The 23,123-nt window shown below is 67.3% G+C and carries 22 protein-coding genes and 1 other RNA gene; 17 read left to right on the forward strand and 6 right to left on the reverse strand.

The annotated features are described in order from the left end of the window. Window positions 1-66: 66 nt before the first annotated feature. From B9A95_RS20230 to B9A95_RS20240, 3 genes are read left to right on the forward strand one after another with little or no spacing between them, the layout of a single operon-like run. Complete coding sequence (locus tag B9A95_RS20230; RefSeq protein ID WP_084048922.1) at window positions 67-981, forward strand: LysR family transcriptional regulator; 915 nt, start codon at window positions 67-69, stop codon at window positions 979-981. 38 nt (window positions 982-1,019) lie between these two features. Further along, the gene (locus B9A95_RS20235) at window positions 1,020-1,796 is read left to right on the forward strand and encodes an ABC transporter ATP-binding protein (RefSeq protein WP_084050864.1); all 777 of its coding nucleotides are present in this window, start codon (window positions 1,020-1,022) and stop codon (window positions 1,794-1,796) included. After that, window positions 1,793-3,502, forward strand: a complete 1,710-nt coding sequence (locus B9A95_RS20240; protein ID WP_245808407.1) for a putative ABC transporter permease subunit — start codon at window positions 1,793-1,795, stop codon at window positions 3,500-3,502. Before B9A95_RS20235 ends, B9A95_RS20240 begins: the two co-directional genes overlap by 4 nt. A gap of 42 nt (window positions 3,503-3,544) precedes the next feature. Here the strand turns inward: B9A95_RS20240 and B9A95_RS20245 are convergent, their stop codons facing one another. The 3 genes from B9A95_RS20245 to B9A95_RS20255 form a co-directional block, all read right to left on the reverse strand. After that, window positions 3,545-4,111: a hypothetical protein gene (locus B9A95_RS20245; protein ID WP_245808408.1), complete on the reverse strand. Its 567-nt coding sequence runs from the start codon at window positions 4,109-4,111 to the stop codon at window positions 3,545-3,547. A 68-nt stretch (window positions 4,112-4,179) separates the two neighbouring features. Then, complete coding sequence (bshC, locus tag B9A95_RS20250) at window positions 4,180-5,736, reverse strand: bacillithiol biosynthesis cysteine-adding enzyme BshC (RefSeq protein WP_084048923.1); 1,557 nt, start codon at window positions 5,734-5,736, stop codon at window positions 4,180-4,182. A gap of 91 nt (window positions 5,737-5,827) precedes the next feature. Beyond that, window positions 5,828-6,502: a Crp/Fnr family transcriptional regulator gene (locus B9A95_RS20255; RefSeq protein WP_084048924.1), complete on the reverse strand. Its 675-nt coding sequence runs from the start codon at window positions 6,500-6,502 to the stop codon at window positions 5,828-5,830. 114 nt (window positions 6,503-6,616) lie between these two features. Here B9A95_RS20255 and B9A95_RS20260 point away from each other — a divergent pair, with 114 nt between their 5' ends. Beyond that, window positions 6,617-7,396, forward strand: coding sequence for a WecB/TagA/CpsF family glycosyltransferase (locus B9A95_RS20260; protein WP_084048925.1), 780 nt, complete (start codon window positions 6,617-6,619; stop codon window positions 7,394-7,396). A gap of 1,365 nt (window positions 7,397-8,761) precedes the next feature. On the opposite strand, the gene pilC is transcribed toward B9A95_RS20260, so the two are convergent. Then, on the reverse strand, window positions 8,762-9,982 hold the full coding sequence (gene pilC / locus B9A95_RS20270) for a type IV pilus assembly protein PilC (protein WP_084048926.1): 1,221 nt from the start codon (window positions 9,980-9,982) through the stop codon (window positions 8,762-8,764). Window positions 9,983-10,061: 79 nt separating this feature from the next. Between pilC and B9A95_RS20275 the strand changes: the two genes are divergently transcribed. The 3 genes from B9A95_RS20275 to gatA all read left to right on the forward strand — a co-directional run bounded on the left by B9A95_RS20275 (window position 10,062) and on the right by gatA (window position 12,735). Then, the gene (locus B9A95_RS20275; RefSeq protein WP_245808409.1) at window positions 10,062-10,685 is read left to right on the forward strand and encodes an L-threonylcarbamoyladenylate synthase; all 624 of its coding nucleotides are present in this window, start codon (window positions 10,062-10,064) and stop codon (window positions 10,683-10,685) included. After that, window positions 10,682-11,212, forward strand: a complete 531-nt coding sequence (scpB, locus tag B9A95_RS20280; protein ID WP_084048927.1) for an SMC-Scp complex subunit ScpB — start codon at window positions 10,682-10,684, stop codon at window positions 11,210-11,212. The genes B9A95_RS20275 and scpB overlap by 4 nt, the downstream gene beginning before the upstream one ends. Window positions 11,213-11,277: 65 nt before the next feature. Next, window positions 11,278-12,735 carry an Asp-tRNA(Asn)/Glu-tRNA(Gln) amidotransferase subunit GatA gene (gene gatA / locus B9A95_RS20285; protein ID WP_084048928.1) on the forward strand — a complete coding sequence of 486 codons (1,458 nt, stop codon included), beginning with the start codon at window positions 11,278-11,280 and terminating at the stop codon, window positions 12,733-12,735. 13 nt (window positions 12,736-12,748) lie between these two features. Here the strand turns inward: gatA and truB are convergent, their stop codons facing one another. Then, a complete protein-coding gene (gene truB / locus B9A95_RS20290; protein ID WP_084048929.1) occupies window positions 12,749-13,681 on the reverse strand; it encodes a tRNA pseudouridine(55) synthase TruB in 933 nt (310 codons plus the stop codon). Between the two features lie 92 nt (window positions 13,682-13,773). Between truB and B9A95_RS20295 the strand changes: the two genes are divergently transcribed. The 3 genes from B9A95_RS20295 to rnpB all read left to right on the forward strand — a co-directional run bounded on the left by B9A95_RS20295 (window position 13,774) and on the right by rnpB (window position 15,433). Then, entirely contained in the window at window positions 13,774-14,145 is a 372-nt protein-coding gene (locus B9A95_RS20295; RefSeq protein WP_084048930.1) for a hypothetical protein, read from the forward strand. Next, window positions 14,142-14,945, forward strand: a complete 804-nt coding sequence (locus tag B9A95_RS20300; protein ID WP_084048931.1) for a pseudouridine synthase — start codon at window positions 14,142-14,144, stop codon at window positions 14,943-14,945. The genes B9A95_RS20295 and B9A95_RS20300 overlap by 4 nt, the downstream gene beginning before the upstream one ends. Before the next feature lie 64 nt (window positions 14,946-15,009). Beyond that, window positions 15,010-15,433, forward strand: an RNA gene (gene rnpB / locus B9A95_RS20305) — RNase P RNA component class A. A gap of 74 nt (window positions 15,434-15,507) precedes the next feature. On the opposite strand, the gene B9A95_RS20310 is transcribed toward rnpB, so the two are convergent. Continuing rightward, entirely contained in the window at window positions 15,508-15,861 is a 354-nt protein-coding gene (locus tag B9A95_RS20310; protein ID WP_084048932.1) for a DUF423 domain-containing protein, read from the reverse strand. A gap of 371 nt (window positions 15,862-16,232) precedes the next feature. On the opposite strand from B9A95_RS20310, the gene mraZ reads away from it, so the two are divergent. From mraZ to B9A95_RS20345, 7 genes are all read left to right on the forward strand, one after another. Beyond that, on the forward strand, window positions 16,233-16,661 hold the full coding sequence (mraZ, locus tag B9A95_RS20315; RefSeq protein WP_084048933.1) for a division/cell wall cluster transcriptional repressor MraZ: 429 nt from the start codon (window positions 16,233-16,235) through the stop codon (window positions 16,659-16,661). A gap of 4 nt (window positions 16,662-16,665) precedes the next feature. Then, window positions 16,666-17,625 carry a 16S rRNA (cytosine(1402)-N(4))-methyltransferase RsmH gene (gene rsmH / locus B9A95_RS20320; protein WP_084048934.1) on the forward strand — a complete coding sequence of 320 codons (960 nt, stop codon included), beginning with the start codon at window positions 16,666-16,668 and terminating at the stop codon, window positions 17,623-17,625. After that, a complete protein-coding gene (locus B9A95_RS20325) occupies window positions 17,622-17,981 on the forward strand; it encodes a hypothetical protein (RefSeq protein WP_084048935.1) in 360 nt (119 codons plus the stop codon). The genes rsmH and B9A95_RS20325 overlap by 4 nt, the downstream gene beginning before the upstream one ends. Continuing rightward, the gene (locus B9A95_RS20330; RefSeq protein ID WP_084048936.1) at window positions 17,972-19,351 is read left to right on the forward strand and encodes a peptidoglycan D,D-transpeptidase FtsI family protein; all 1,380 of its coding nucleotides are present in this window, start codon (window positions 17,972-17,974) and stop codon (window positions 19,349-19,351) included. Before B9A95_RS20325 ends, B9A95_RS20330 begins: the two co-directional genes overlap by 10 nt. Window positions 19,352-19,775: 424 nt before the next feature. After that, complete coding sequence (locus B9A95_RS34020; RefSeq protein WP_170928729.1) at window positions 19,776-20,513, forward strand: RlpA-like double-psi beta-barrel domain-containing protein; 738 nt, start codon at window positions 19,776-19,778, stop codon at window positions 20,511-20,513. Between the two features lie 168 nt (window positions 20,514-20,681). Next, entirely contained in the window at window positions 20,682-21,824 is a 1,143-nt protein-coding gene (locus tag B9A95_RS20340; protein ID WP_084050869.1) for an ABC transporter permease, read from the forward strand. A gap of 178 nt (window positions 21,825-22,002) precedes the next feature. Further along, on the forward strand, window positions 22,003-23,025 hold the full coding sequence (locus tag B9A95_RS20345; protein WP_084048937.1) for a PEGA domain-containing protein: 1,023 nt from the start codon (window positions 22,003-22,005) through the stop codon (window positions 23,023-23,025). The last annotated feature ends 98 nt before the right edge of the window (window positions 23,026-23,123 follow it).

Below are 23,123 nucleotides of genomic sequence, written 5' to 3' on the forward strand. Positions count from 1 at the left end.
GAACATTACGCGGGCCAGAGAGATAACTCAAATTGATTTCGAATATGCCGGGTATTACCATCGCTTATGGCCGATCTCAATCAGCTTCGCAACTTCGTCGCCATCTACCGGGCGGGCTCGGTGTCCCTGGCGGCGCGCACCCGCAACCTCACCCAGCCCGCCGTCAGCCAGCAGCTCGCGGCGTTGGAGGCCAGCGTTGGCCAGCCCCTGTTCGTGCGGACGCCGCGCGGCATGGTGCCCACCGAGCGCGGCAAGGCCTTTTACGCGCAGATCGTGGAGTCCATGGACCGGCTGGAGCGGGTGATGCGCGGGCTGAAACGCGGCGCGGCGCACACGCCCCTGCTGCGGCTGGGGCTGGCCCCGGACTACGCCTGCAGCTTCGCCCTGCCGCGCCTCAGAGGCCTCGGGAGCCGGGTGCAGATCGACCTGCGCGACCACCGCAAGCAGTTTGTGCTGCTGGAGACGGGCGCGCTCGACGCCGTGGTCAACACTGCCCGGGCCAGCGGGCGCGGTATTTCGCACCGGGTGCTGGGCGAAAAGCGGTTCCGGCTGATCGCGCCCGCCGACCTGCCTGTGCCCCCACAGCCCGATGAGGCCTGGCTGTTGGAGCAGGCCTGGATCAGCGTCGGGGCCGAGCTGACCCTGCACCGCCGGGTGTGGCAGGACTGGTTCGGCCGGAACTTCACGGGAGAGGTCGCCCTGATCGTGCCCGAACTCCGGGCCATGCTGCGGGCGGTAGAGCTCGGCTTTGGTCTGGCCTTCCTGCCGGAATTCGTGTGCCAGGAGGGGGTGACGCAGGGCCGCGTGAAGGCCGTGTGGCCCGAACACCCCATTGGGCCCGTCGATGCGTTTGTCCTGTCGTACCGCGAGGTGGACGGCGACCGCGACGAGATTCAGCTTCTGGGTGACCTCCTCACCGAGCGTCCCGGCCCGCGTGAGGCGGACCCGGCGGTGGCGTGGGCGGCACCTGCGCCGATGTGACCTTTTCGTCAGACGGGCAAGTCTACGCTGGCGGTAACGTGATCGAAGTCTTGCACTACACCAAACGCTACGGCACGCACGCAGCCGTGTCTGACCTGAGTTTCTCGGTCCGTCCCGGCGAGCTGTTCGGTCTGCTTGGCAGCAACGGAGCGGGCAAGACCACCACCATCCGCGCGCTGGTGGGCCTGACCCGCCCCACGGGCGGTACCGTGCGCGTGGCGGGCTTCGACGTATGGGCCGATCCCGTGCGGGCCAAGCGTTCGTTCGGGTACATCCCCGACCGGCCCTACCTGTACGGCAAGTTGACGGCGCGGGAACTGCTGCGTTTTGTGGGGCAGCTCTACGCGGTGCCGGGCGCGGACCGCGAGATCGACCGGTGGCTGGAGCTGTTTCGCCTCACCGACTTCGGCAACGAACTCGTGGAGACGTATTCGCACGGGATGCGGCAGAAAGTCGCCATCATCGCCGCAATGCTCCCGGACCCACCCGTCCTCATCGTGGATGAGCCTATGGTGGGCCTTGACCCCCACGCGGCACGGCAGGTGCGCGAGCTGTTCCGGGCGCACGCAGACCGGGGCCGGAGCGTGCTGCTGACCACCCATAGCCTGCCCCTGGCCGAGGCGGTGTGCGACCGCCTGGTTGTGCTGGACCGGGGCCGCGTGCTCGCCTCGGGCACCATGGGCGACCTGCGCGCCCAGACGGCAACCGAGGCGGGCGGCGTGATGGGCGAGAGCCTGGAGCGCATCTTCTTCCGGCTGCTGGAGGAGGAGCAGGAAGAGGAGCGGCGCAGGCGCGAACTGGCGGAGACGGCGTGACTGCCCAGCCCCCCACGGCGCGGCCCCCGGCGGTGCCGGCTGCCCCCCTGCGTGTTCCCAGCCTGCTTGCCCTGAAGTGGCAGGCCTTCCGCAACACCTTTACCCGGGGGCCGAAGTGGGGCTATCTGTTCGTGGCCCTGCTCGCCGCGCTGCTCGTCACCGCCGAGACCTGGGGCGCGTGGCGGGCGCTGAACTTTCTCTCCGGCTTCGGTGACATTGGCCTCGGCGTCTTTTCCCGCGTGCTGGAAACGGGCCTGATTGTGCTGTCGAGCGGCGTGACCTTTTCCGCTACCACCGCGGCCATCTCTACCCTGTACCTCAGCGACGACCTCAACTTCCTGCTCGCGCAGCCGCTGTCCACCCGCCGGGTGTTCGGCCTGAAGGTCTTCGAAACGTTTCTGAATACGGCCCTGGTACCGTTGGCGCTGACCGTGCCGCTGCTTCTCACCGTGGCGGTGTTCTTTCGCGCGCCTCTATGGACGTATCCTGTGATGCTGCTCGCCGCCATCCTGACCTTCGCCGCGCCGGTGGGCCTGGGCGCCCTGCTCGCCGTCGGACTGATGCGCGTCGCTCCAGTGGGCCGCGTGCGTGAGGTGTCGACGGCCCTGGGCGTCCTTATCAGCGCTGTCCTCGTCTACGCCATCCGCGCCCTGCGCCCAGAGGTGTTGCTCTCCAAGGTGCAGAATCCCGAGCAGTTCCACGCCCTGATGCAGAGCTTCTCCGGCCCTGGCAGTCCGCTTCTTCCGCCGAGCTGGGCCGCACAGGGCATCTGGAGCGCGGCGCACGGGCACCTCGCCGTGCCGCTGCTGCCGCTGACCGTGCTCGCCGTGGGCCTGCTCCTGGGGGCCACGTGGCTTGCCACCCGCGCGTATCAAGAGGGCTGGGCGCGAGCTCTGGATTCCAGCCGGCCCAAACTCGATCCCTCGCCCCGCCGCGCTGGACCGCTGGAACACCTGTATGACCGTCTGGGGCCAGCGGGCAGCCTCGCGTACAAGGACCTGCGCCTGACCCTGCGCGATCCCACCCAGTGGAGCCAACTCCTCGTCGTGGTGGCGTTGGCAGGCGTGTACCTCATCTCCGTCAAGGCCGTGCCCATTCCCGTACCGCAGTTCCGGGGCATCTTGGGTTACGTGCAGCTTGCCTTTCAGGGTTTTATCGTCGCGGGCGTGGCGGTGCGCTTGGCCTTTCCCGCGGTCAGCGCCGAGGGTCAGGGCTACTGGCTGCTGCGCACCGCGCCCATGTCGCCGCGTCAGATCGTGCTCAGCAAATTTCTGGGCGTGCTGCCCGTCACCCTGATCCTGGGCCTGGTGATGGGTCTCGCCAGCGCCCGTTCGATGGACCTCGGCCCCACGCTGCTGCTGCTCAGCGGGCTGGTGAGCGTGAGCAACGCCTTTGTGATCACGGCACTGGGCATTGGCCTGGGCGCAGCGGGACCGCGCTTCACCGCCGACAACCCCGCCGAAATCGGCGTCAGTCCTGCGGGCCTGGCGTTTATGGGTCTGAGCCTCGCGTACAGCGTCGCGCTGCTGCTCCTCCTTGCCAGGCCCGCCGTAGGCAGCGTGCTGCGCCCAGACCTCTTTCCCGGCCTCAGTGCTTTGGGCACCTGGCAGGGTGTGCTGGGGCTGACCGGTCTGCTGACCGCCACCGTCTTGGGCACCTGGGGGGCGCTGCGGTACGGGTGGACGCGGCTGGACCGCCTGGAGTAGGGGAGGATCAGGAGCCCTCACCCCGGGGTGTTGGCCAACGGCTCAAGGCGCTCTGGTCAGCCTCCGGTACGTCGCTGCCGCTGCCAGCCCTCCCGCCAGATACCACGCGGTGGTGAGCAGGGGCGTGCGTGGATTTCGTGCGCCTGGCTGCCTCCCCAGCCCCATCGGTTCGGGAAGCACCACGGCGCCCACGCCTGCGGCCAGACCGAGCCCTGCGCCCCGGGCCAGCGCGGCCTCGCGGCTTCCCAGGCCCACCAGTCCGTAGTACAGGGCGTTGGAAACGATATCGGCGGCCATCGTCCAGCCGTACAGCGCCTGGCCTCGGGGCGGTTTCACACCCACGGCGTCCAGCGTTCCGGCCAGCGCGCGCTCGCCGATCACGTCCATACGGGGCGCGTGGAGCAGGGCGCGGCGCGCGCCCTCGTTCAGCAGGGTCACGGTGACCGCTCCGGCCAGACCGCTGATTGCCAGGGCCGCCCAGCGGGGGCGGCGGTCAAGACGGTGGTGCTCGGGGTAAAGCTCTTGGCCATCGCCGCTCCCCTCCATTCCGGCATCCAGCGGGCGGTTTGTTTCAGGCGTGGAAGGATCGGGATGGGGAAGGTTCGTCATTCCTCCTTGGTACCTCATCTGCCGCTCCCCGTGGCGTTGTCTCTGGATTCTCTCAGGACGGGATTGCTCTAGGGAATGGGCAGTTCCACCTGCGTGCCCGGCTTGAGCGTCAGCAACTGCCGCAGCGGCTCATCGCCGTGCTTGAGCACAAAGGTCAGGAAGTTCATCTCGCGCTCCTGGGGCGTGCCGTGGGGAAGCAGGTGGCGTTTGAGCCGCGTCAGCTGCCGGGTGCGGTCATCCTCCTGCCGGGCCAGAGCGCGCACGGCAAGGATCTGGAGGTGCGCCACGCGGGCAGTGGTGCGGCGGCGGGTGCGTTCGGCGGCCCCTTCCAGCGTGGGATCGAGGGCAGCGAGCTCTTCCGTCAGGGCGCGCAGTTCAGCGTCAAGGGCCGAGAGCCGTTCCGCCGCCGCGGCCCCCGCTCCCCGTTCCCGCGCGAGTGAGCGGCCCAGCACCTCCTCGGGACTGGCCTGCACCTGCGCCGCCGTCGCCCCCAGCCGTGCGAGCAGCCGGACCACGTTCGGCTCCAGCCACGTCGCGCTCAGGCGCGGCCACAGCAGGGGCTGGCGCAGGCCGTGGAGTTCGTACACCTTTGCCAACTGCGCTCCATACGCGATCTCGCCCGGTCCCACCACAAAGGCCAGGGTGGGCAGCAACGCGTCCTGCACCACGGGGCGCAGGCCCGCCGCCGGCGTGAGGCGCGAGGGGTCGGCCTCCAGCACTGCCCGCACTTCTTCTCGCGTGTATGTGCGCGTTTCGGTCCCAAACGCCCGCCCGTCAAAGCGCAGCAGCCTCCGCCTACCGTCCTCCTCCTCCAGAAAAAGGTTTGTCGCGCCCGGGGGACGGCGAAGCTGTGGCGCGAAGCCCGCCGCTTCCAGCCGCTGCGCGGCTTCCTCGATCCGGGCCGGACCGTCCAGCGGACACTCCAGTTCGCGGGTCAGGGTGGGAGACATGAGCGTGGCGAGGGCTGGGTGCAGCGGGTCCAGAACCAGCAGGCCCGCCGAGCCGAGCAGGCCGTGGATCAGCCGGGCAAACACGTCCGCGTAGCTGCCCCCACCCTGCACCGCCGCCTCCACCCGTGCCCGCACCGCCGCCCGGTGTTCCGGGGACGTCCCGAAGCGGGAGAGCAGGGCCCAGACCTCCTCCGTCCATTCCTCCCGCCACGCAACACGGCCCACGGGCACACCCTCCGGTACGTCCAGGGTCAGGCGGTGCAGCGTTTCTTCCGCGTCCAGCAGGGTGGTCGATGCCACCTCGGCCGCGTCGTGGTCCTGGCTGGCCACCCAGTAGACGGCCACCACGGGCGCTTCCTCGCGGTCCAGCGCACGGGCGAGCAGCGCGGCGTCAGCTCCCTTGTGGACGCTGTAGGCAGGGCCCGTCAGCAGCCCGGCCTGCTGCCCCGTCACCACCACGCGCGAGGCGGGATGGGCCAGGCGGGTGAGGTGTGCCTCCACGTCCCGGTCCAGCGTGCCCAGGTCGCGGTGGTAGGCGCGCAGGGCGTCCGCCAGCGCAGCACGGTCGACGTCCGGGCGCGCCTCCCGGGCCGCCACGTCCAGGTCACCCGGCGTGAGGCGAAAGAAAGCGGGCAGTTCGCCCGCCCGGTATGCCGCTGCAATGCTTCTCGTCAAGGTGCCACCCTTCCCACTGGCCCAGCGCGTCGCCGGTCCTTCCCACTTTAACTTCTACACTATCAGAAGCCCAGGCTGCCTGGCCCACCCCTCAGCGCAGCGGTTCTCGCGACGCCGAGACCAGACCGGCGCGGTCGGTCAGGATGATGCGGCGGTAGCCCAGGTCCAGCAGGCCGCGCGTTCGGAAGTCGCCCAGCAGCTTGGTGATCGTCTCGCGGGTACTGCCAACCACGTGGGCCAGATCCTGGTGCGAGACGCGTTCGCGCAGGGCCAGGCTGCCGCCTTCGGGCCAGGGACCTTCCCGTTCGGCCAGGGCGAGCAGGGCCAGGGCGAGGCGCTGCGAGACCTCCATGAACACCAGCCCCGAGAGCCGTTCCTGCACGCCCCGGGTCTGCCGGGTGATCTGTTCGGTCAGGGCGACGCCCACCGCAGGGTTGGTCTGCATCAGGCGGGTGAGCGTCTCGCGGCCCAGCAGCAGTGCCTCGGTGTCGTCCATCGCCTCGGCGTACATGCCGTAGGTCGCGCCCGGCAGCAGTGCCGATGCGCCCAGCAGTTGCCCCGGGCCATGCACGTCCAGGGTGACCTCCCGCGCGCCTGCGCCGAGACGGTACAGGCGAACGCTGCCGCGCGTGAGGACAAACAGCGTCTCGGCAGGGTCCTCAGGGTAAAACAACAGCCCACCGCGCGCCCAGCGCCCCGCGCGGGCGGCGGCCCCCACCTGCGCCTGCGCTTCTTTCGGCAGTGTTCCGAACGGCCCAGACATCATGGGGCACAGTCTGCCACATCAGCCCTGTCTGAGAGCGGGCAGCGCGCGTCTGGCCGTCAGGGGCCGGGAGGCAGAAGGAAGAGGCTTTTTCCCGTGTTATAGTCCCCGCGACCCATGACGCCCGCCGATTCGCGTTCCACTCCCGTCTCTCCTGTGCCCGGAGCCGAGGACCGCCTGACGCTGTTTGATCTGCCCCTGGACCCCGTGACCCTCGACCACGCCCTCACCCGGCTGGGCGAGTGGATGTTCCGCGCGCACCGCACCCCGCACACCGTCGTGACCCTCAACCCCGAATTCATCGTGCAGTCCCGCACGCAGCCTGACTTTGTCCGGGCCATGCAGGAGGCAGACCTCGTCACCGCCGATGGCGTGGGCATCGTCTGGGCCGCACGACAATTGCGGGGACGCGAGGTGCCCCGCGCGCCGGGGTACGACCTCGTGAAGGGCCTGATGGAGCGTCACGGCGCGGAGCTGCGCGTCTTTTTTCTGGGAGCGAAGCCGGGTGTGGCAGAGCAGGCAGCGCAACACGCTGTCCGTGACTACGGCGTCCAGGTAGCGGGAATCCACCACGGATACTTCGATCAGGCCGAAGACCAACGGGTGGCCGAGTTCGTCGGCGCCAGCGGCGCGCACCTCGTCCTGACAGCGATGGGGGCCGGGCGGCAGGAGATCTTCAACCACTACTGGCGGCAGGTGCTGGGTGCGCCGGTGCTGATCGGTTGTGGAGGCGTGATCGACGTCCTCGCCGGGACGGCTGAGCTCGCTCCCACCTGGACCCGCCGACTCGGTGTGGAGTTTCTCTGGCGCGTGGGGCTGGACCGCAAGCGCTGGAACCGCGCGCCCCGCCTCGCCCAGTTCGTGCGGATGGTCCTGGCCGAGAAACGCCGAACTTGAAGGCGTCTCTGACCACCCCAACAAACCAGGATGGTGCTGGAGGCAACGGGGTGAGAGGTCCCAGACGATGGCGGACCGGACAACGTCAAACCCCGGCACCTCCGCAAGGATGCCGGGGATTTGCCGTAGGCCTGATGACAGACTAAAGTGCGTCTGAAAAACGTGCTGGAGCGGGTTTTACCTGCGTAGAGGATGGAGGGATGATGGGGCGGAGGTGGTGCGCGCGTGACGCGGGCGTGACCTCCCAAACGACCTCACCGATGCCGGGTGGAACGTCCTCCAGCCGCTGACCCCACCTGAATTGCTTGTGGGTCGACCGCGCAAGTGGTCTTTGCAAGAAATTCTGGAGAGCATCTTCTCCGTCCTCCGCGGAGGTCGTGGCCTGGCGGGCGACGGCCTCACGATCTTTCCCCCTGGCAAACAACCGACCACGCGCACAGGATGTAGAGGCGGCAAGGCGTGTGGGAAACGTTGCAGACCAAATTGCGTGAAGGTCGTCCGGGTGCGAGAAGGACGCCTTGAGACACCAAGTGCTGGAATGATTGACAGCCAATCGGTCATAACCACCGAGGCGGGGGGGCCACGTGGTGACGACGGCGGTCAGAAGGTCAATGGACGGAAGCGTGATCTGCTCGTGGATACGCCCTGACTCGTCATGGCGATCAAAGTGCATAAAGCGGACGTCCTTCCTCCGCGCGGCCGCGGTCCTCCTCCTGCGAGGGGGCGCCGAATGTTTTTCCCCGAATGAAGCACCTGTGGGCGGATGCGGGATACACCGGAAAACTGGCAGGAGAACAGGGAACGTTTCTCGGCTGGACGCTGGAATCCCTGGTCAGGCCGGCAGACCACCTGGGCACCGAAAGGCGCACCTCCACGACGTGTGGAGGTGCCCGCGGGATTTGTGGTGTTGAAACGGCGCCGGGTCGTGGAGCGGACCTCTGCCTGGCCCTGGAAATCCAGGCGCATGGCCAGGGACGATGAAGCGCTGCCGGAGACGGCTGAAAACCTTGTCTACGAGGTGAGGATCCGCTTGATGGTCCGCCGTTTGGCCAAGGGTCCACCCTGACCTTTTTCAGACGCACTTTATTGATCCCGGCTCAAGTTCGGGACGCTGGGTGTGCTTATCCCTCTGAGAAGCATTGCCCAGATGGAGCATTTTCTTGATAGCGCGTCTCAAATCAAGCCCGGTATCACAATGGGCCGTCAACTTTGGTATGTCAGCTGTGGCAGGGGGAGCAGAGGGGCGCATGCGCCCGAAATCGTTGACTTTGTCATAGTCAATGTAAAAAGGCCCTTCGCAACAAAGGGCCTTTTTATACTGACACTCTGACCTATTTTCAGACATTCCCGCTTGAAATTGACAACTTATTTGCTGAGGGCGCCGATGATCGAGAACATGGGCAGAAACATGCCGGCAACGATGGTTCCCACGATGAGTCCCAGGAAGACGATCATGATGGGCTCAATGGCAGCTGTGAGGCTCTCCACGGCCTCGTCGACCTCGCGGTCGTAGAAGTCACCCACCTTGCCCAGCATGTTGTCGAGCGCGCCGGTCTCCTCACCGATAGCCACCATGCTCACCACCATAGGTGGGAAAACCTTGCTCGTGGCGAGGCTGGCACTCATGGGGTCACCCACCATCACCACATTCTTCGCGTTTTCCAGCGTCTCCTCGACGATGGCATTGTTGGCCGTCCCCTTCGTAATGTCCAGACTCTCGATGATGTTCACGCCGCTGCTAATAAGCAGACCCAGCGTTCGAGCAAAGGAGCTGATCGCACTCTTGCTGACCAGAGGACCGAAAACGGGAAGACGCAGCTTGATGTCATCAATGATGTGCCGACCTTGTTTGGTGGAGTAGTACCAACGGTAAACGAAGACAATGATAGCAATGAAGATGAGGATCAAAAAACTGGAATGCAGTAGAAAATCTGAGACCGCCATCAGCATCTTCGTGATGAAGGGGAGTGGCGCGTTCAGTTGCGCCAGAATGCCCGCAAATTGAGGCACGATGGTGGTCAACAGAAAGTACGTGATCCCAAGCGCAAAGACCAGTACGATGACAGGATAGGTGAGCGCGCTTTTGATCTTGCCCCGCAGCGCGAGTTCCTTTTCCTGAAACGCGGCAATACGTTCGAGAATGCTGTCGAGGGTACCGCTGGTCTCGCCGGCACGCACGAGGTTGAGGTACAGGCGGTTAAAAACCTTGGGATGTTTGGAGATCGCCTCGCTCAGGGGTGTACCTGCTTCGACGTCGCTGCGAACATTTTTGATGATGGTTTGAAGCGTCTTGCTCTCCATTTGACGCTGCAGGATCGAGAGAGACTGGACCAGCGGTACACCGGCATTGATCAGGGTGGCAAGCTGCTTGCTGAACACAGCCACCTGCTTCAGGCCAGGCGGCCGGTTGCTCAGGCCCGGAATCTGAACGTCGGCACTCAGACCGGTCTTGGGGGCCTTGATCTCGACGATCATGAGATTCTTGGCCCGCAGGACGTCGCGCACCTGGCCGAGGGTCTCGGCCTCCATCTGCGACTTCAGAACCTTTCCGGAACGGTCCCGCACGCGATATTCATAGACCGGCATACAGACGAGTATAGTACGTGGCCACTTGCAGGAGCCTTACAGCTTGGGCGAGTCGGGGGCAGGAGCGGGTGAGTCACAGGTGAAAGAACGGGAAGACAACCTTATGGACGTGTTGCGCGAAGCGGTACAGCGATTGGAGGCGGGTGAGGCCATCGGCTACCCCACCGAGACGGTGTGGGGCCTGGCCGTCCTACCTGACGCCCTGCCGGCCCTGTACGAACTGAAGGGGCGCGCCTCAGACAAGCCGGTTCAAGTTTCCTGCCAGGACACAGCCGCCGCCCAGCGGTTGACCCGCGGCGGTCGGGCGTTCGACACGCTGGCCGCCCAGTGGCCCGGTCCATTGACTCTGGTGGTGCCCCCGAACGCCGACTGTCCGGCAGAACTCGCGCCGGGTGGCTGGGTGGGGTTGCGGGTGCCAGACCATCCCATCGCCCTGGCCCTGCTGCGTGCCAGTGGCGGCCTCCTCGCCACCACCAGCCTCAACCCCAGTGGCCGGCCCGCTGCCCGAACGCTGGAGGAAGCGCGGGCCTACGGTCTCGTTCCGTTTCTGCTGCCCGATGGCGGTGTGCCCGCGCAGGGCCTCGCCAGCACTGTGGTGCGGGTGGACGGGGAAACGCTCGAGGTTCTGCGTGAGGGCGCTCTCCCCGTTCGGGCGCTCTGGGAACGGCTGCGGGCGGCGGGGCTGGGTGGAGACGCCGGATGAGGCCACCGGTTCAGGCGCTGATCGGCGCGGCGCTGCTCGCGGCCGGGCGGCCCGTGACCCGGCAGGAGATGGCGGGCGTGCTGGGGCTACGCGAGGAGGCGGCGGCGCGGGCTCTGGAAACCTTCGCGCAAACGCTGCGGGCCGCCGAGCTGGGTTTTGAGGTGGAAGCGGTGGCGGGAGGGTACCGGTTGGTGGTGCCCCCGACCCTCACGGCGCACCTCGCACCCCTGCTGGCCCCGCCGCCCCTGCCCGCCCTGAGCGCGGCGGCCCTGGAGGTGCTGGCCGTGATCGCCTACCGCCAGCCGGTAACGCGCGCCGAGATCGAGGCGATGCGCGGCGGCAGCGCGAGCACGGTGGTGACCCTGCAGGAGCGCGAACTCGTGAAGGTGGTCGGCCGCAGCCCCGCCGTCGGCCAGCCGCTGCTGTACGGCACCACCGAGCGCTTCTTGCTGGAGTTCGGCCTGGTCAGCCTCCAGGACCTGCCGCCGCTGGAGGGCGCGGACTTTTCCCATTTGTTGCGTGGCTGACGGGTCCCGGAGGTTGAAAAGACGGCCCAGAGGTCATGGGAGTCTGCGCCGCTACACTGCCTGCTATGCCGGAAGTGCCTTCAGCCACCGAACTCGCCCGCGCCGTGCGGGAACGCGCCACAACTTCGCAAGCCCTCGTGCAGGCCGCGCTGAACCGGGCCGGGGCTGCGCGCGCGCTCAATGCCCTCGTGACCCTGAACGACCGGGCGGGGGAGCAGGCTGCCGAGGTGGACGCCCGGCTCTCGGCGGGCGAGGCCTTGCCCCTGGCCGGAGTGCCCGTCGTGGTGAAAGACAACTTGAATGTGGCGGGAACGCGCACCACCTGCGGCAGCCGCATCCTGAGCAACTACGTCTCGCCCTATAGCGCCACCGTGGTCGAGCGGCTGACCCAGGCCGGGGCCGTGATCGTCGGCAAGGCCAACATGGACGAGTTCGCCATGGGGTCCAGTACCGAGAGCAGTGCCTGGGGTCCCACACTTAATCCCTGGGACCCCGAGCGCGTGCCTGGCGGCAGTTCGGGCGGCAGCGCGGTGGCCGTCGCCGCGAACATCACGCCCATCAGCCTGGGCAGCGATACGGGCGGCTCGGTGCGCCAGCCTGCCGCCCTGACCGGCGTGTACGGCCTCAAACCCACGTATGGGCGCGTCAGCCGGTACGGCCTGGTGGCCTACGCGAGCAGTCTCGATCAGGTGGGCCCCTTCGCCCGCACGGCGGCGGACCTCGCCCTCGTGATGAACGTCCTGGCTGGGCACGATCCGCGTGACGCGACCAGCCTGGAGGCCCCGCCGGCCTTCCGCACCGGCACTCCGCAAGAGCTGCGCGGCCTGCGCGTGGGCGTGATCCGCGAGAGTCTGGGCGGCAACACGCCAGGGGTGGAGGCGGCCTTACAGGGCGTGCTGAGCGCGTTGAGGGACGCGGGGGCTGTGGTCAGTGAAGTCGGCGTGCCCAGCGTTCAACACGCCATCGCGGCCTATTACCTGATTGCAACGCCCGAAGCGAGCAGCAACCTCGCGCGCTACGACGGCATGGTGTACGGCGCGCGCGTGCCTGCTGGAGACGTGATGGGCAGCATGACCCTGACCCGCGAGCAGGGCTTTGGGCGCGAGGTGCAGCGCCGCATCCTGCTGGGCACCTACGCGCTGTCGAGCGGCTATTACGACGCCTATTACAGCAAGGCCATGCGGGTGCGCCGATTGATCGCCGACGACTTCGCCCGCGCTTTTGCGGGTGTGGACCTGCTGATCACGCCCACGAGTCCCTTTCCCGCCTTTCGCCGGGGCGAGAAGACCGCAGATCCCCTCGCCATGTACGCCGCCGACGTCGACACCGTGGCGATCAACCTCGCTGGGCTCCCCGCGCTAAGCGTGCCTGCGGGGTTCGAGGAGGTGGACGGCCGGAGGCTGCCCGTGGGCGTGCAGTTCATCGCCCCCGCGCTCGGCGACGAGCGGCTCGTGGCCCTCGCCGGAAGCTTGGAGGGCATTGGGGCGGTGCGGCTGGAGACGCCCCCGGGATACGGCGCCTGAGTCTGTCCAGGCCTCACGCCCAGGCCCGCACCACCCGCAATTCCTGGCCGTCGCCGTCCACCACAGCCACGAGCTCGCCTCCCAGGGTGACCGCGTGCCGCCCCAGCGCCTCGGATTTCGGGCGCTTGCCCTGGCGCAGCATCTCCGCCAGGCGCTCGCCGACCTCCAGGTGAGGAAAGTCGAGGGCCTGAAGGTCACTCTGGCCCCCGGCCTCTGCCAGATCCTCCAGCGCCACCGCCTCTGAGAGACCGAAGTGGCCCACCCGCGTTCGCACCAATCCGGTCAGGTGGGCGGGTACGCCGAGCGCCGCCCCCACGTCCCGGGCCAGGGAGCGCAGGTAGGTGCCGCTGCCCACCCGTGCCCGCACGAGCAGGGCGGGAAAGTCGCCCAGCGGGGTGGGTAGGCGAAAGGTCCGGCCTTCCGGGGCGGGGGTCCAGCCCTCGGATGTCGGTGAAAAGGTCCGGGGCGCGTCCACCACGTGTCCGTAAACGCCAAGCAGGTCCAGGGCGTGAATCACCACGTTCCGGGCCGGCAGGTCCAGCGAGCCGCCCGCCCGCGCCACCGCGTAGGCCCGCTGCCCGCCCACCTGAATGGCGCTGTACTGCGGCGGAACTTGCGCCTGCGGTCCGGTGAAGCCCGCCAGGACGGCGCGCACTTCCGACGCATCTGGCAGCCGGACTTCCACCGTTTCGGTCAGTGGTCCCTCAGCGTCCAGAGTGGGCGAGGCCCCACCCAGCGCAATCCAGGCGAGGTAATCCTTGGTGTCGGCCTCCATGAACTGCACCACCTTGGTGCTTTCCTCCACGCACAGCACGAGGACGCCCGTTGCCAGGGGATCGAGGGTACCGGTGTGGCCCACGCGCTTGGTGCCCCGCGCCCGGCGGGCCCGGTTCACCACGTCGTGAGAGGTCAGGCCCAGGGGTTTGTCGACGGCGATGACGGGCATAGGGACGCAGTGTAGGGCAGAGGGCCAGGAAAGCTTGAGCCGGAGCTGGGCTTGGCCCTCTGCCCTACACGCTCTGCCCTACACTGCAGGGCGTGTTGCGTGCCGCTTTTCGCCTGACCGCCCTGGTATTCGTGCCTGCCGGGCTGTACCTGTATTTTCTGCCGCCGGAGGTCGCTCACCTGCTGGGCGTGTCGCCGCTGTGGCTCGCCCGGCTGGCGGGGGGGGTGCTGCTCGCCTGGGGCGCGTTTCTCGTTGCAGCCGGGCAGCAGCCCGATGGCCGCAGCACCTTCGCGTTCGCGGCAGGCAACCTGCTGGTGGTGGCCGCGCTTGTGCCGCCCGCCCTGCGGCTGGGAGCCTCGCTCCCCGGCACGGTGCGCAACCTGATGCTGGCCGTGTCGCTGCTGCTTGGGTTGCTCGCCGTGATCGGTATCTTGCAGGCTCCGGATCGCCGGGGGACAGCGTGACTGCCGGACCAGGGGTTGGGGAGGCAGGGCCCGAGGGAGGCGGCGGTGAACGGCTGCAAAAGCGTCTGGCCCGGGCGGGCGTCGCCTCCCGCCGCGCCGCTGAGGAGTTGATTCAGGCCGGGCGCGTCACGGTCAACGGCGAGGTCGCCTCACTGGGGCGCGTCGTGTCGCCTACCGACGAGGTGCGGGTGGACGGCACCCTGATCGAGGCGGCGGGGCTGGAAAAAGTCACCTTCCTGCTGCACAAGCCCGCCGGCTACGTCACCACCGCCCGCGACGAGTACGGGCGGCGCAACGTCCTTTCGGCGATGCCTGCAGTGCCGGGCCTGCATCCGGTCGGTCGGCTGGACAAGGATTCGGAGGGGCTCTTGCTGCTGACCACCGACGGCCAGCTGACCCTGACCCTGACCCACCCGCGCTACGGTCACGAGAAGGCGTACCGGGCCTGGACGGCGGGCGAGGGGGACCCCAGCGTGGCCGAACTCCAGGCATTGGTGCAAGGCGTCGAGCTGGAAGACGGCCCGGCGCGCGCCCTCAGTGCCCAGCACGCACGCGGCGGAGCCTTCGTCACCCTGGGCGAGGGCCGCAACCGGCAGGTCAGGCGCATGCTCGAGGCGGTCGGCCACCCCGTCGCCCGGTTACTGCGCTACCGCGTGGGTGGCTTATGGCTCGGTGACCTCGGTCCCGGCGAGTACCGAGAACTGAACGGGCGTGACCTGCACGACCTGCTGCATCCCGCGCAAGTGCCCCGCCACGCCTGGGCGCGCTCGGAACGGGAGACGCTGGAGCGCTGGGGGTAGGAGGTGGGGCCCGCGGAGACAGCTTTTCGCTCCAGCCCTTCGGCCCCTCTGCTACACTCCATTCGCGGGGAGGTCCACGGTCGCGCCCCTCTCAAGAGGGGTGAGGAAAGTCCGGGCACCGCAGGGCAGGATGCCAGCTAACGGCTGGTCGGCGAGTCAAGCGCCTGCACGCGCGCCGAGGGCGTGTGGGTGGCGGCGAAGCCGAAGGACAGTGCCACAGAAACCAGACCGCCCACCTCAAACAGTCTTCGGCGCAGACGAGGTGGGTCAGGGTGAAACGGTGCGGTAAGAGCGCACCAGGCCCCCCGGAGACGGAGGGCGTCTGGTAAACCCCATCCGGTGCAAGACCCGACAGTGCGGTAGGAGCGGCCCGCTCCCGTGACCGCCAGGATGGTCGCACGAGGCGTGCGGCGACGCGCGTCCCAGAGAGATGACCGTGACCCCACCCCGGTGGGCCACAGAACCCGGCTTATCGCCTCCCCGCACCAACAGGGTCCGCTTCCCCAACTGGGAGAGGCGGACTTCTGCGCTGTGGTGGGAATGGGTGGGGAAGGGGGCGGCGTTAAGCCTTCCGCGCGTCGAGCGCCGCCACCGCGAAGCCCACGATCATCAGCAGGCCGCCCAGAGGCGTGACCGCGCCCAGCAGGCGCAGGCCCGTCAGGGTCAGCAGGTAAAGCGAACCGCTGAAGATGACCGTGCCCAGCAGCAGCAGTCCCGGTGCACGGCGCTGCGCTGGCTGTGTTCCCAAGGCAAGCAGGGCGAGGGCGACGTACATCTGGTACCGCACGCCCGTTTCGAAGGTGGCGAGCAGGTCCGCACCGAGACGCGCCCGGAGGGCGTGGGCCCCGAACGCCCCAAGGGCCACGCCGAGCGCCGCAAGCAGGCTGCCGACCAAGGTGGAATTGAGGTTGCGCATCCCCCCACGCTAGGGAAGCTGAAGTGGGGGGATGTCCCGCGTCCGGCACGCGGTGAAAAGAGAGGGGAATTTTATTTCTGACGCGGTGTGGCCCCTTCTCCACTGGGGCCGTACCTGAAAGTCAATTCCCATTTTCGGGAAGCCCAGCGGGGGCTTGCTGGGCCCATATGGAGCGGCGGTGGGGAAAAATTCAGCGCCCGTCAGGAGAAGGGGGAACAACGTGGGAAGCGGTGGTAATCGGTGGGGGAGACTGTTACACTCGCTGCACCAGCCCGCAGCAGCGCCCACGGCGTCTGTCTGGGCTGTTCTCTGCATGTCGGGCACGGCTCTGGGCCAAGTCCGGCAGGCGAAAACGCGGAAGAAGGAGAACGTTGCCATTCGGAGAACACCTGTACACCATCGACGAGAAGGGTCGCCTGGTTATGCCACCGGCTTTTCGGGAGTTTGTCGAAGACGGGATGATTCTCACGCGCGGCATGGAAGGGTGCCTGTATGTGTTTCCACTTGCGAGCTGGCGGCGGGTGGAAGAGCAGCTGGAACACCTGCCCCTCACAGACGCCGGGTCGCGGGCGTTCGTGAGGTTTTTCTATTCTGGTGCCGGCAAGGCGCGGCTGGATGCCCAGAGCCGCATCTCGGTTCCGCACACGCTGCGGACCTTTGCGGATCTCGGGAGCGACGTGATCGTGGCGGGTGCGCCCGGACGGCTCGAACTCTGGAACCCTGGCCGCTGGGAAGCGGCCATCCAGGCCGTGCAGGACGACCCGCCCAACCCCGAACTGCTCGCCAACTTCGTGGCGTGAACACATGAATACTGTCCCCCCTGACCCTGAACGGCCCACCTCCAAGCCCCGCCCCTCTGAACTGGCCTCCCCCGGTCCGCTCTCGCATACCCCTGTCCTCTCCGCCGAAGTCCTGGAAGCCCTCGCGCCCGCGCCCGGCCGCGTCATCGTCGACGGTACCCTGGGCGGGGCCGGTCATACCCGGCTGCTGCTGGAGGCGGGGGCCCACGTCATCGGCATCGATCAGGACCCCTACGCTCTAAACCGGGCCCGAGCCCTGAACCTGCCCGGCCTGAGGGTGCTGGAGGGCAACTACCGCCAGATGCGCGAACTCCTCGCCTCTGCGGGCATCACGCGGGTCGACGGCATTTTGTTGGACATCGGCGTGAGTAGCTTTCAACTCGACGACGCCGCACGCGGCTTTTCCTACCACGCCGACGCCCCACTCGACATGCGCATGTCTCAGGCCGGCGAGAGCGCGGCCGACGTGGTCAACACCTACCCGGCGGAAGACCTCGCCGCCATCATCTACGAGTACGGCGAGGACCGGCATTCGCGCCGCATCGCCCGCGCCATCGTGCAGGCCCGCGAGGCGGCCCCCATCGAGCGCACCGTGCAGCTCGCCGATCTCATCAAGCGGGCCTATCCAGGCTTTTCCAAGGGCATTCACCCCGCGCGGCGCACTTTTCAGGCCCTGCGGGTGCACGTTAACGACGAACTCGGTGCGCTGCGGGACGGCCTCGAAGCCGCCGAGGCCCTGCTCGCGCCGGGGGGCCGCCTCGCGGCCATCTCCTTCCACTCGCTGGAAGACCGAGTGGTGAAGCGCTTCCTGCGCGGTAGCGCGACGCTGCGGCCCCTGACCAAGCGGCCCGTGGAGGCCACCGAGGCCGAGCAGGCGGCCAATCCGCGTGCCCGCAGCGCCAAACTTCGCGCCGCTGAGAAGCTGGCCGTGGCCCAGGACGGGGAAGGGGAGGAAGAAGCGTGACGGTCTCGCGTTTCGACTTCAGCCTCGCGACCTGGCAGTCCCGGGCCATTCGCTACATGGTGATCTACCTGCTGCTCGCCCTCGCGCTGGTTGCGTCCCGGTATTTGACTCAGGACATACGCCCCAGCCTGCGCGCCGCCCAGGACCGTGAAGCCAAGCTGATCACGGCCCGCGATGAGCTGGAGGTGGAGGTGCAGCGCCTCAGCAGTCCCCAGCGCGTACGGGACTGGGCTTCGCAAAACGGCCTGCGGTCCTTTGCTGAAGCTCCCAAAACCAAGCAGTCCATCACGGGTGTGACCCCGCCCCCTCCCGCTCCGGTGCGGACCACCCTGGAGGTGAACACCGAATGGAAGTGAAGATCCGCTCCCGTTCCCGCCTGATGCAGTTTATCGCGCTGTTTCTTTTCCTGACGCTGGTGTGGTCGTATGCCCAGCTCGAATGGAACGTGCCGCAGGCAGTCAGACACACCGTCATGCAGGCCCGGGGCAGCATCCTCGCCGCCGACGGCACTGTGCTGGCCCGCAGCGTAAACGGCAAACGCGTGTATCCCCAGGGTCAACTGGCCGGACAGCTCGTCGGCATGATGGGGGCCGACAGCGGCCTGGAGGGTCTGGAGCACGCCTACAACCGCGTACTCGAAGGTGGGCAGGACGTGCGGCTGACCATCGATCCAGGCGTGCAGGCCGCGGCCGAGGCGGCGCTGGGCAAGACGGTGCCCGAACACCAGGGCGAATACGGTTCGGTGATCGTTATGGAGACGCGCACCGGCCGCCTGCTGGCCGCCGCGAGCTACCCGCCCTTCAATCCCGAGCGCTGGACGGAGTACAGCGCCCATGACCGCCGCAACCGCCCCTTTCTCGACGTGTACGAGCCTGGATCGACGATCAAGGCGCTCGTGGTTGCCGCCGCGTTCAACGAGGGCCTGACGTCTCCGGAGACGGTGTACGACACTCCCATGTCCCGCTATATCGGCAAACGCTGGGGCAGCACCATTCACGACGCGGTGCAGCATCCGGGGCGCCTCACCACCCGGCAGGTGCTGCGTTACAGCAGCAATGTGGGCATGAGCCACATCGTGGAGCACTTTGCGCCCGAGCGGATGCGCGGTTACCTGGGGGCCTACGGCTTCGGCAGCGACGTGACGCTGCCCCGCCTGCCCACCGAGACGGGCAGCCTGCAGCCGCTGCGCAAGTGGGACGACCTCGTTCGCGTCACCAACGCCTTCGGTCAGGGCATGAGCAGCACCACGCTGCAGCTTGCCGCCGCCTACAACACGCTGGGCAACGACGGCATGTACGTGCCGCCCCGGCTCGTGGAGGGCGAGGGAAGCGGGGACGCCGGCGAACGTCACGAGGTGTTGCGGCCCACGACCGCGCGCACCACCCGCGCGATCTTGCAAGACGTCATCGAGGAGGGCATCTTCTCTCAAGCTGGAATTGAGGGCTACGCGCTGGGCGGCAAAACGGGAACGGCCCAGGTGGTTGGCCCTCGGGGCTACTCCAGCAGCCTCTACGACAGCGTGTTCTCGGGCTTTTTCCCGGTGGACGCCCCACGCGTGACCATCACGGTCATGGTCCACGGGGCCAAGGTGGAATACCACGGCTCGCAACTCGCCGCGCCCATCTACCGTCAGATCGCCTCTGCTGTCATCTCGCGCTGGGCCGCTGTCCCCACCGAGCAGGGGCAGAAAGAGAAGCACGCCAAGGCGCAGCAGACGCACAACTGAGAAGAGTATGAGGAGCGGTCCTGCTTTTTCGTCCGAACAGGCGCGGGTGAGAGGTCTTCTTCCAGTTGCCCTCCTCCTTGAGGGCAAAAAGCGGGGTCGGTTGGTATGTGTGGCGTAGAAATGCGCCAGAACACAACCAAATCTTGGAATCACCCCATGGTATTCATGAGTATTCACATGAGAGGGTTAGAGCTTCTCACATCTTGAAAATATGTTGCTGGAGGCGGTAAATCGAGATCAGACTCTCTGTTACCGCCCAGTGACTTGAGAACAAATGAGAAGTAAAAGTTGTATTACACAGAAATCTCCCACGAAGGGCCTTTAGGCTTCAGGACAAGGAGGGGGCAGCTGGGTCTGTCTCCTGTCGCTGCCTTTCTCATCCCCTCAATGCGGCTGCGCCCCTCGGTGCGGTCTGGGAGATTTCATGTCTAATACTTTCGGCCGCTGGATGCGGACCCTTCTGCTCGGTACCCTCGGCACAGCCAGCGCCGCTCCTTTTCTGCCCTCTTCCCAGCTCGCGGCTCAGGCGGTGCGCGAGGCGCTGGGAACGCCGGCGGCCCGGCCCACTGCGGCTCCCGCCGTACGGACCCCGGTTGCCCGCGCTGCCGCTTCCGCAGCGGCTGCACCAGCTGCAGGGAGGTCGGCTGTTCAGGCCGCGCCCAAGGCCGCTGTGCCCAAGGTAGCGGCGAAGTCGCCGGCAGCCGCCCCCAGGCCAGTCGCGGCCAGGCCCACGCCGCAGGCGGGCCGTCAGGCACCCGCGCCTGCTTCCCCCGCAGCTCAGGCCCGCGCCCGCGGTGTGGCGCTCGCCCAGAGTCAGGCCGCCCGCCCCCAGACGGGCCGCAGCATTGTCGCGCGCGCCACGGCCTACAACAGCATGCCGGGGCAGACCGACAGCTCGCCCTTCGTGACCGCGACGGGCACCCGCACCCGCCCCGGCGTGGTGGCCCTCAGCCGCGACCTGCTGCGGACATTTCCCTATGGCAGCAAGGTGATGATCGAGGACCTCAGCGGTCGCTCGGGGGCGCTGCTCAACGGCCGGGTCTTCTACGTCGAGGACACCATGGCGGCCTACAAAACCCGCAGCGTGGATATCTGGATGTCGTCTTACAGCCAGGCCATCCACTTTGGTGGGCGGCAGGTCCGCATCACGGCCGTACGCTGATCCCGCGCCGTAGCCGCATTTCTATGGGAGGAGCCCAGACAGGCCCTCCCGCTGCTGCCTTTTCCTGCCGCTTTTCCTATTTTTCCGCCCTCCGTGCGCCGGTGAGGAAGCGTGCCCACCTCTGTTATCCTCCGCAAGGTGCCCCGTTCCGCTCCTGACCTCGCTTGGATGCTCGCCCGCGCGCACCTCTCGCGCCGCCGAACCCAAAACCTGCTGACCGTGCTGGGCATCGCCGTGGGCGTCATGGTGCTGATCGCCGCGCTGAGTCTGACAAACGGCTTTACTGCCGCGCTTGTGGACGCCACCCTGCGCGCCAGTCCCCACCTCAGCCTGACGGCTTTCGCTCCGTCGCAGCGCGACGCTGGGCTGGAGCGGCAGATGCGCGCAGACCCGCGCGTGGTCGCCTTTACGCCCTTCGTGGGCGACAAGGGCCTGCTGACGCGCCCGGCCAGTGCGGGGCGGGCAGCAGGGGTGGACTTCGCCACCCTCTTCGGCGTGACCCCCGACGAGGCCCGCGTGCTGCAGCTCGCTCCCACCGAGAGCGAGCTGCTGCGGAGCCTGGGCAGGGACGAGGTGCTGCTCGGGGCGGCCCTGGCCCGCAGCGTGGGGGCCTTTACGGGAGACGAGGTGCGCCTGCTCAACTCTACCCAGCGGCGCGCCAGCCTGCGGGTCAAGGGCGTATTCAGCACCGGCAACTACCTGATCGACTCGGCGTACGCCTTTACCAGCCTGGAGACCCTGCAGCGCCTGCAGGGCACGCGCAACGTGACCGGTTACCAGTTGCGGCTGCGTGATCCGGCCGCTGCTCCCGCTGTGGGCGACGCCCTGACCCGCACCCGGCCCTACTCGGCGCTGCCCTGGCAGGGGCTGTACGGCACGCTACTCGATCAGCTGGCGCTGCAAAAGAAGGTCATCGGCTTCGTGGTCTTTCTGATCGTGATTGTGGCGGCCTTTGGAATCGCCAACGTGCTTACCCTGGCCGTGTTCGAGAAGACCCAGGAAATCGCCATTCTGCGTGCCATCGGGGCGACGCGCAGCGTGATCACCCGTACCTTTCTGCTTGAGGGCGCCCTGCTGGGGCTGGCCGGCCTGCTGCTGGGCAATCTGCTGGGCCTCGGCATCAGCGCGTATTTCACGGTCCGGCCCTTTCACATTCCGGGAGACCTCTACTTCATCACGTCGCTGCCCGTGGAGGTACGCGCCGCCGATCTGCTGTGGGTCAATGCCGTTGGCCTGGGGACCACGCTGCTCGCCGCCCTGATCCCGGCGCGGCGCGCGGCGAACGTGGAGCCAGCCCGCATTATCCGCTGAGCCGGCACAGTTGCTCCTGGAGATGGGGGCACCGGACCAGGTACAAAAGATGACGAAAACATTGTGTCAGCCGCAGATCACATTCCTGACGGTGGGCTGAACCACCATTAAGCTTCCGGGCTGACCCGCTCATGGCGCGTCAAGTTGTCCCCCTTAGGCTACGTCTCGGAGGTACAACATGAAAAAGCTTCTGATGATTCCCGCCGCGATGCTGCTCAGCACCGCCAGCGCGGCCACCAAGATCAGCGCCCAGAGCATTATCGTGAACCCCACCCAGCCCGACCTGTCGGTCAGCGTTCGCGTGGACAAGGACCAGAGCGGCAGCAGCAACCCGAATTACCGCGTGGGTGAGAACATTCGCATCAGCGCCACCGTCAACCGTGACGCCTACGTCTACCTGTTCAATGTTGATGCCAACGGTGAAGTCAACCAGATTCTTCCCAACCAGCTGGGGGGCAACAACTTCGTCAAGGCGAATACCACCGTTACCTTTCCCCGCCCAGATGCCAAGTTCACCTTTACGGTCGGCGAGGACGTGGGTCTGAACAAGGTTCTCGCGCTGGCCAGCCTGACCGAGCTCGATCTCGATCAGCTCAGCACGTTCAAAACCCAGCAAGACCAATTCGCCACCGTGACGGCGCGTGGCCAGCAGCAACTCGCTCAGGCCCTGAGCATCGTGGTCAACCCCCTGCCTCAGAACAGCTGGGTCAGCGACACCGCCTTCTTCACGGTGGTCGCGCAAAACCCCGTGCAGACCGGCAGCCTGTTTGTGGGCACCAACGTCGCCAACGCCACCGTGATCCTGAACGGCCAGCGTCTGGGCAGTGCGAACTCCACCTTCAGTAACGTCCGTCCCGGCTCTTATCCCGTGCGCGTGCAGGCTCCCGGCTTCCGTGACTTCACCACGACCGTGACCATTCGCGCCAATGCGACCACCAACCTGAACGTTGACTTCGCGCAGGCCACCACGCCCGCGCCCGTCGTGAGCAGCGACGTGACGCTCTCGATCCGCAGCAACCTCAACGGTGCCCGTGTGTTTGTGGACGGCCGCGAGGTCGGCGCTGTGCGCAACGGTGCCCTGAACGTCGATGTCGATCCCGGTGCCCACGAGGTCGTGCTGATCGCCCCCGGTTACCGCACCTTCGTCAACACCTACAACGTGCAGCGCGACGCCCAGATCACTATTACCCCCAGCCGCTGAGCGCAGTTCCCGAGGAACCCAGACCCCCGCCCCTGTGGTGGGGGTTTTTGCCGACGGTGGGCGGAGCGCAGAGGGAGGCCCCCTGCGGCCCGCTGTGC

It is taken from the genome of Deinococcus hopiensis KR-140 (assembly GCF_900176165.1).
GTDB classification, from domain to species: Bacteria; Deinococcota; Deinococci; order Deinococcales; family Deinococcaceae; genus Deinococcus; species Deinococcus hopiensis.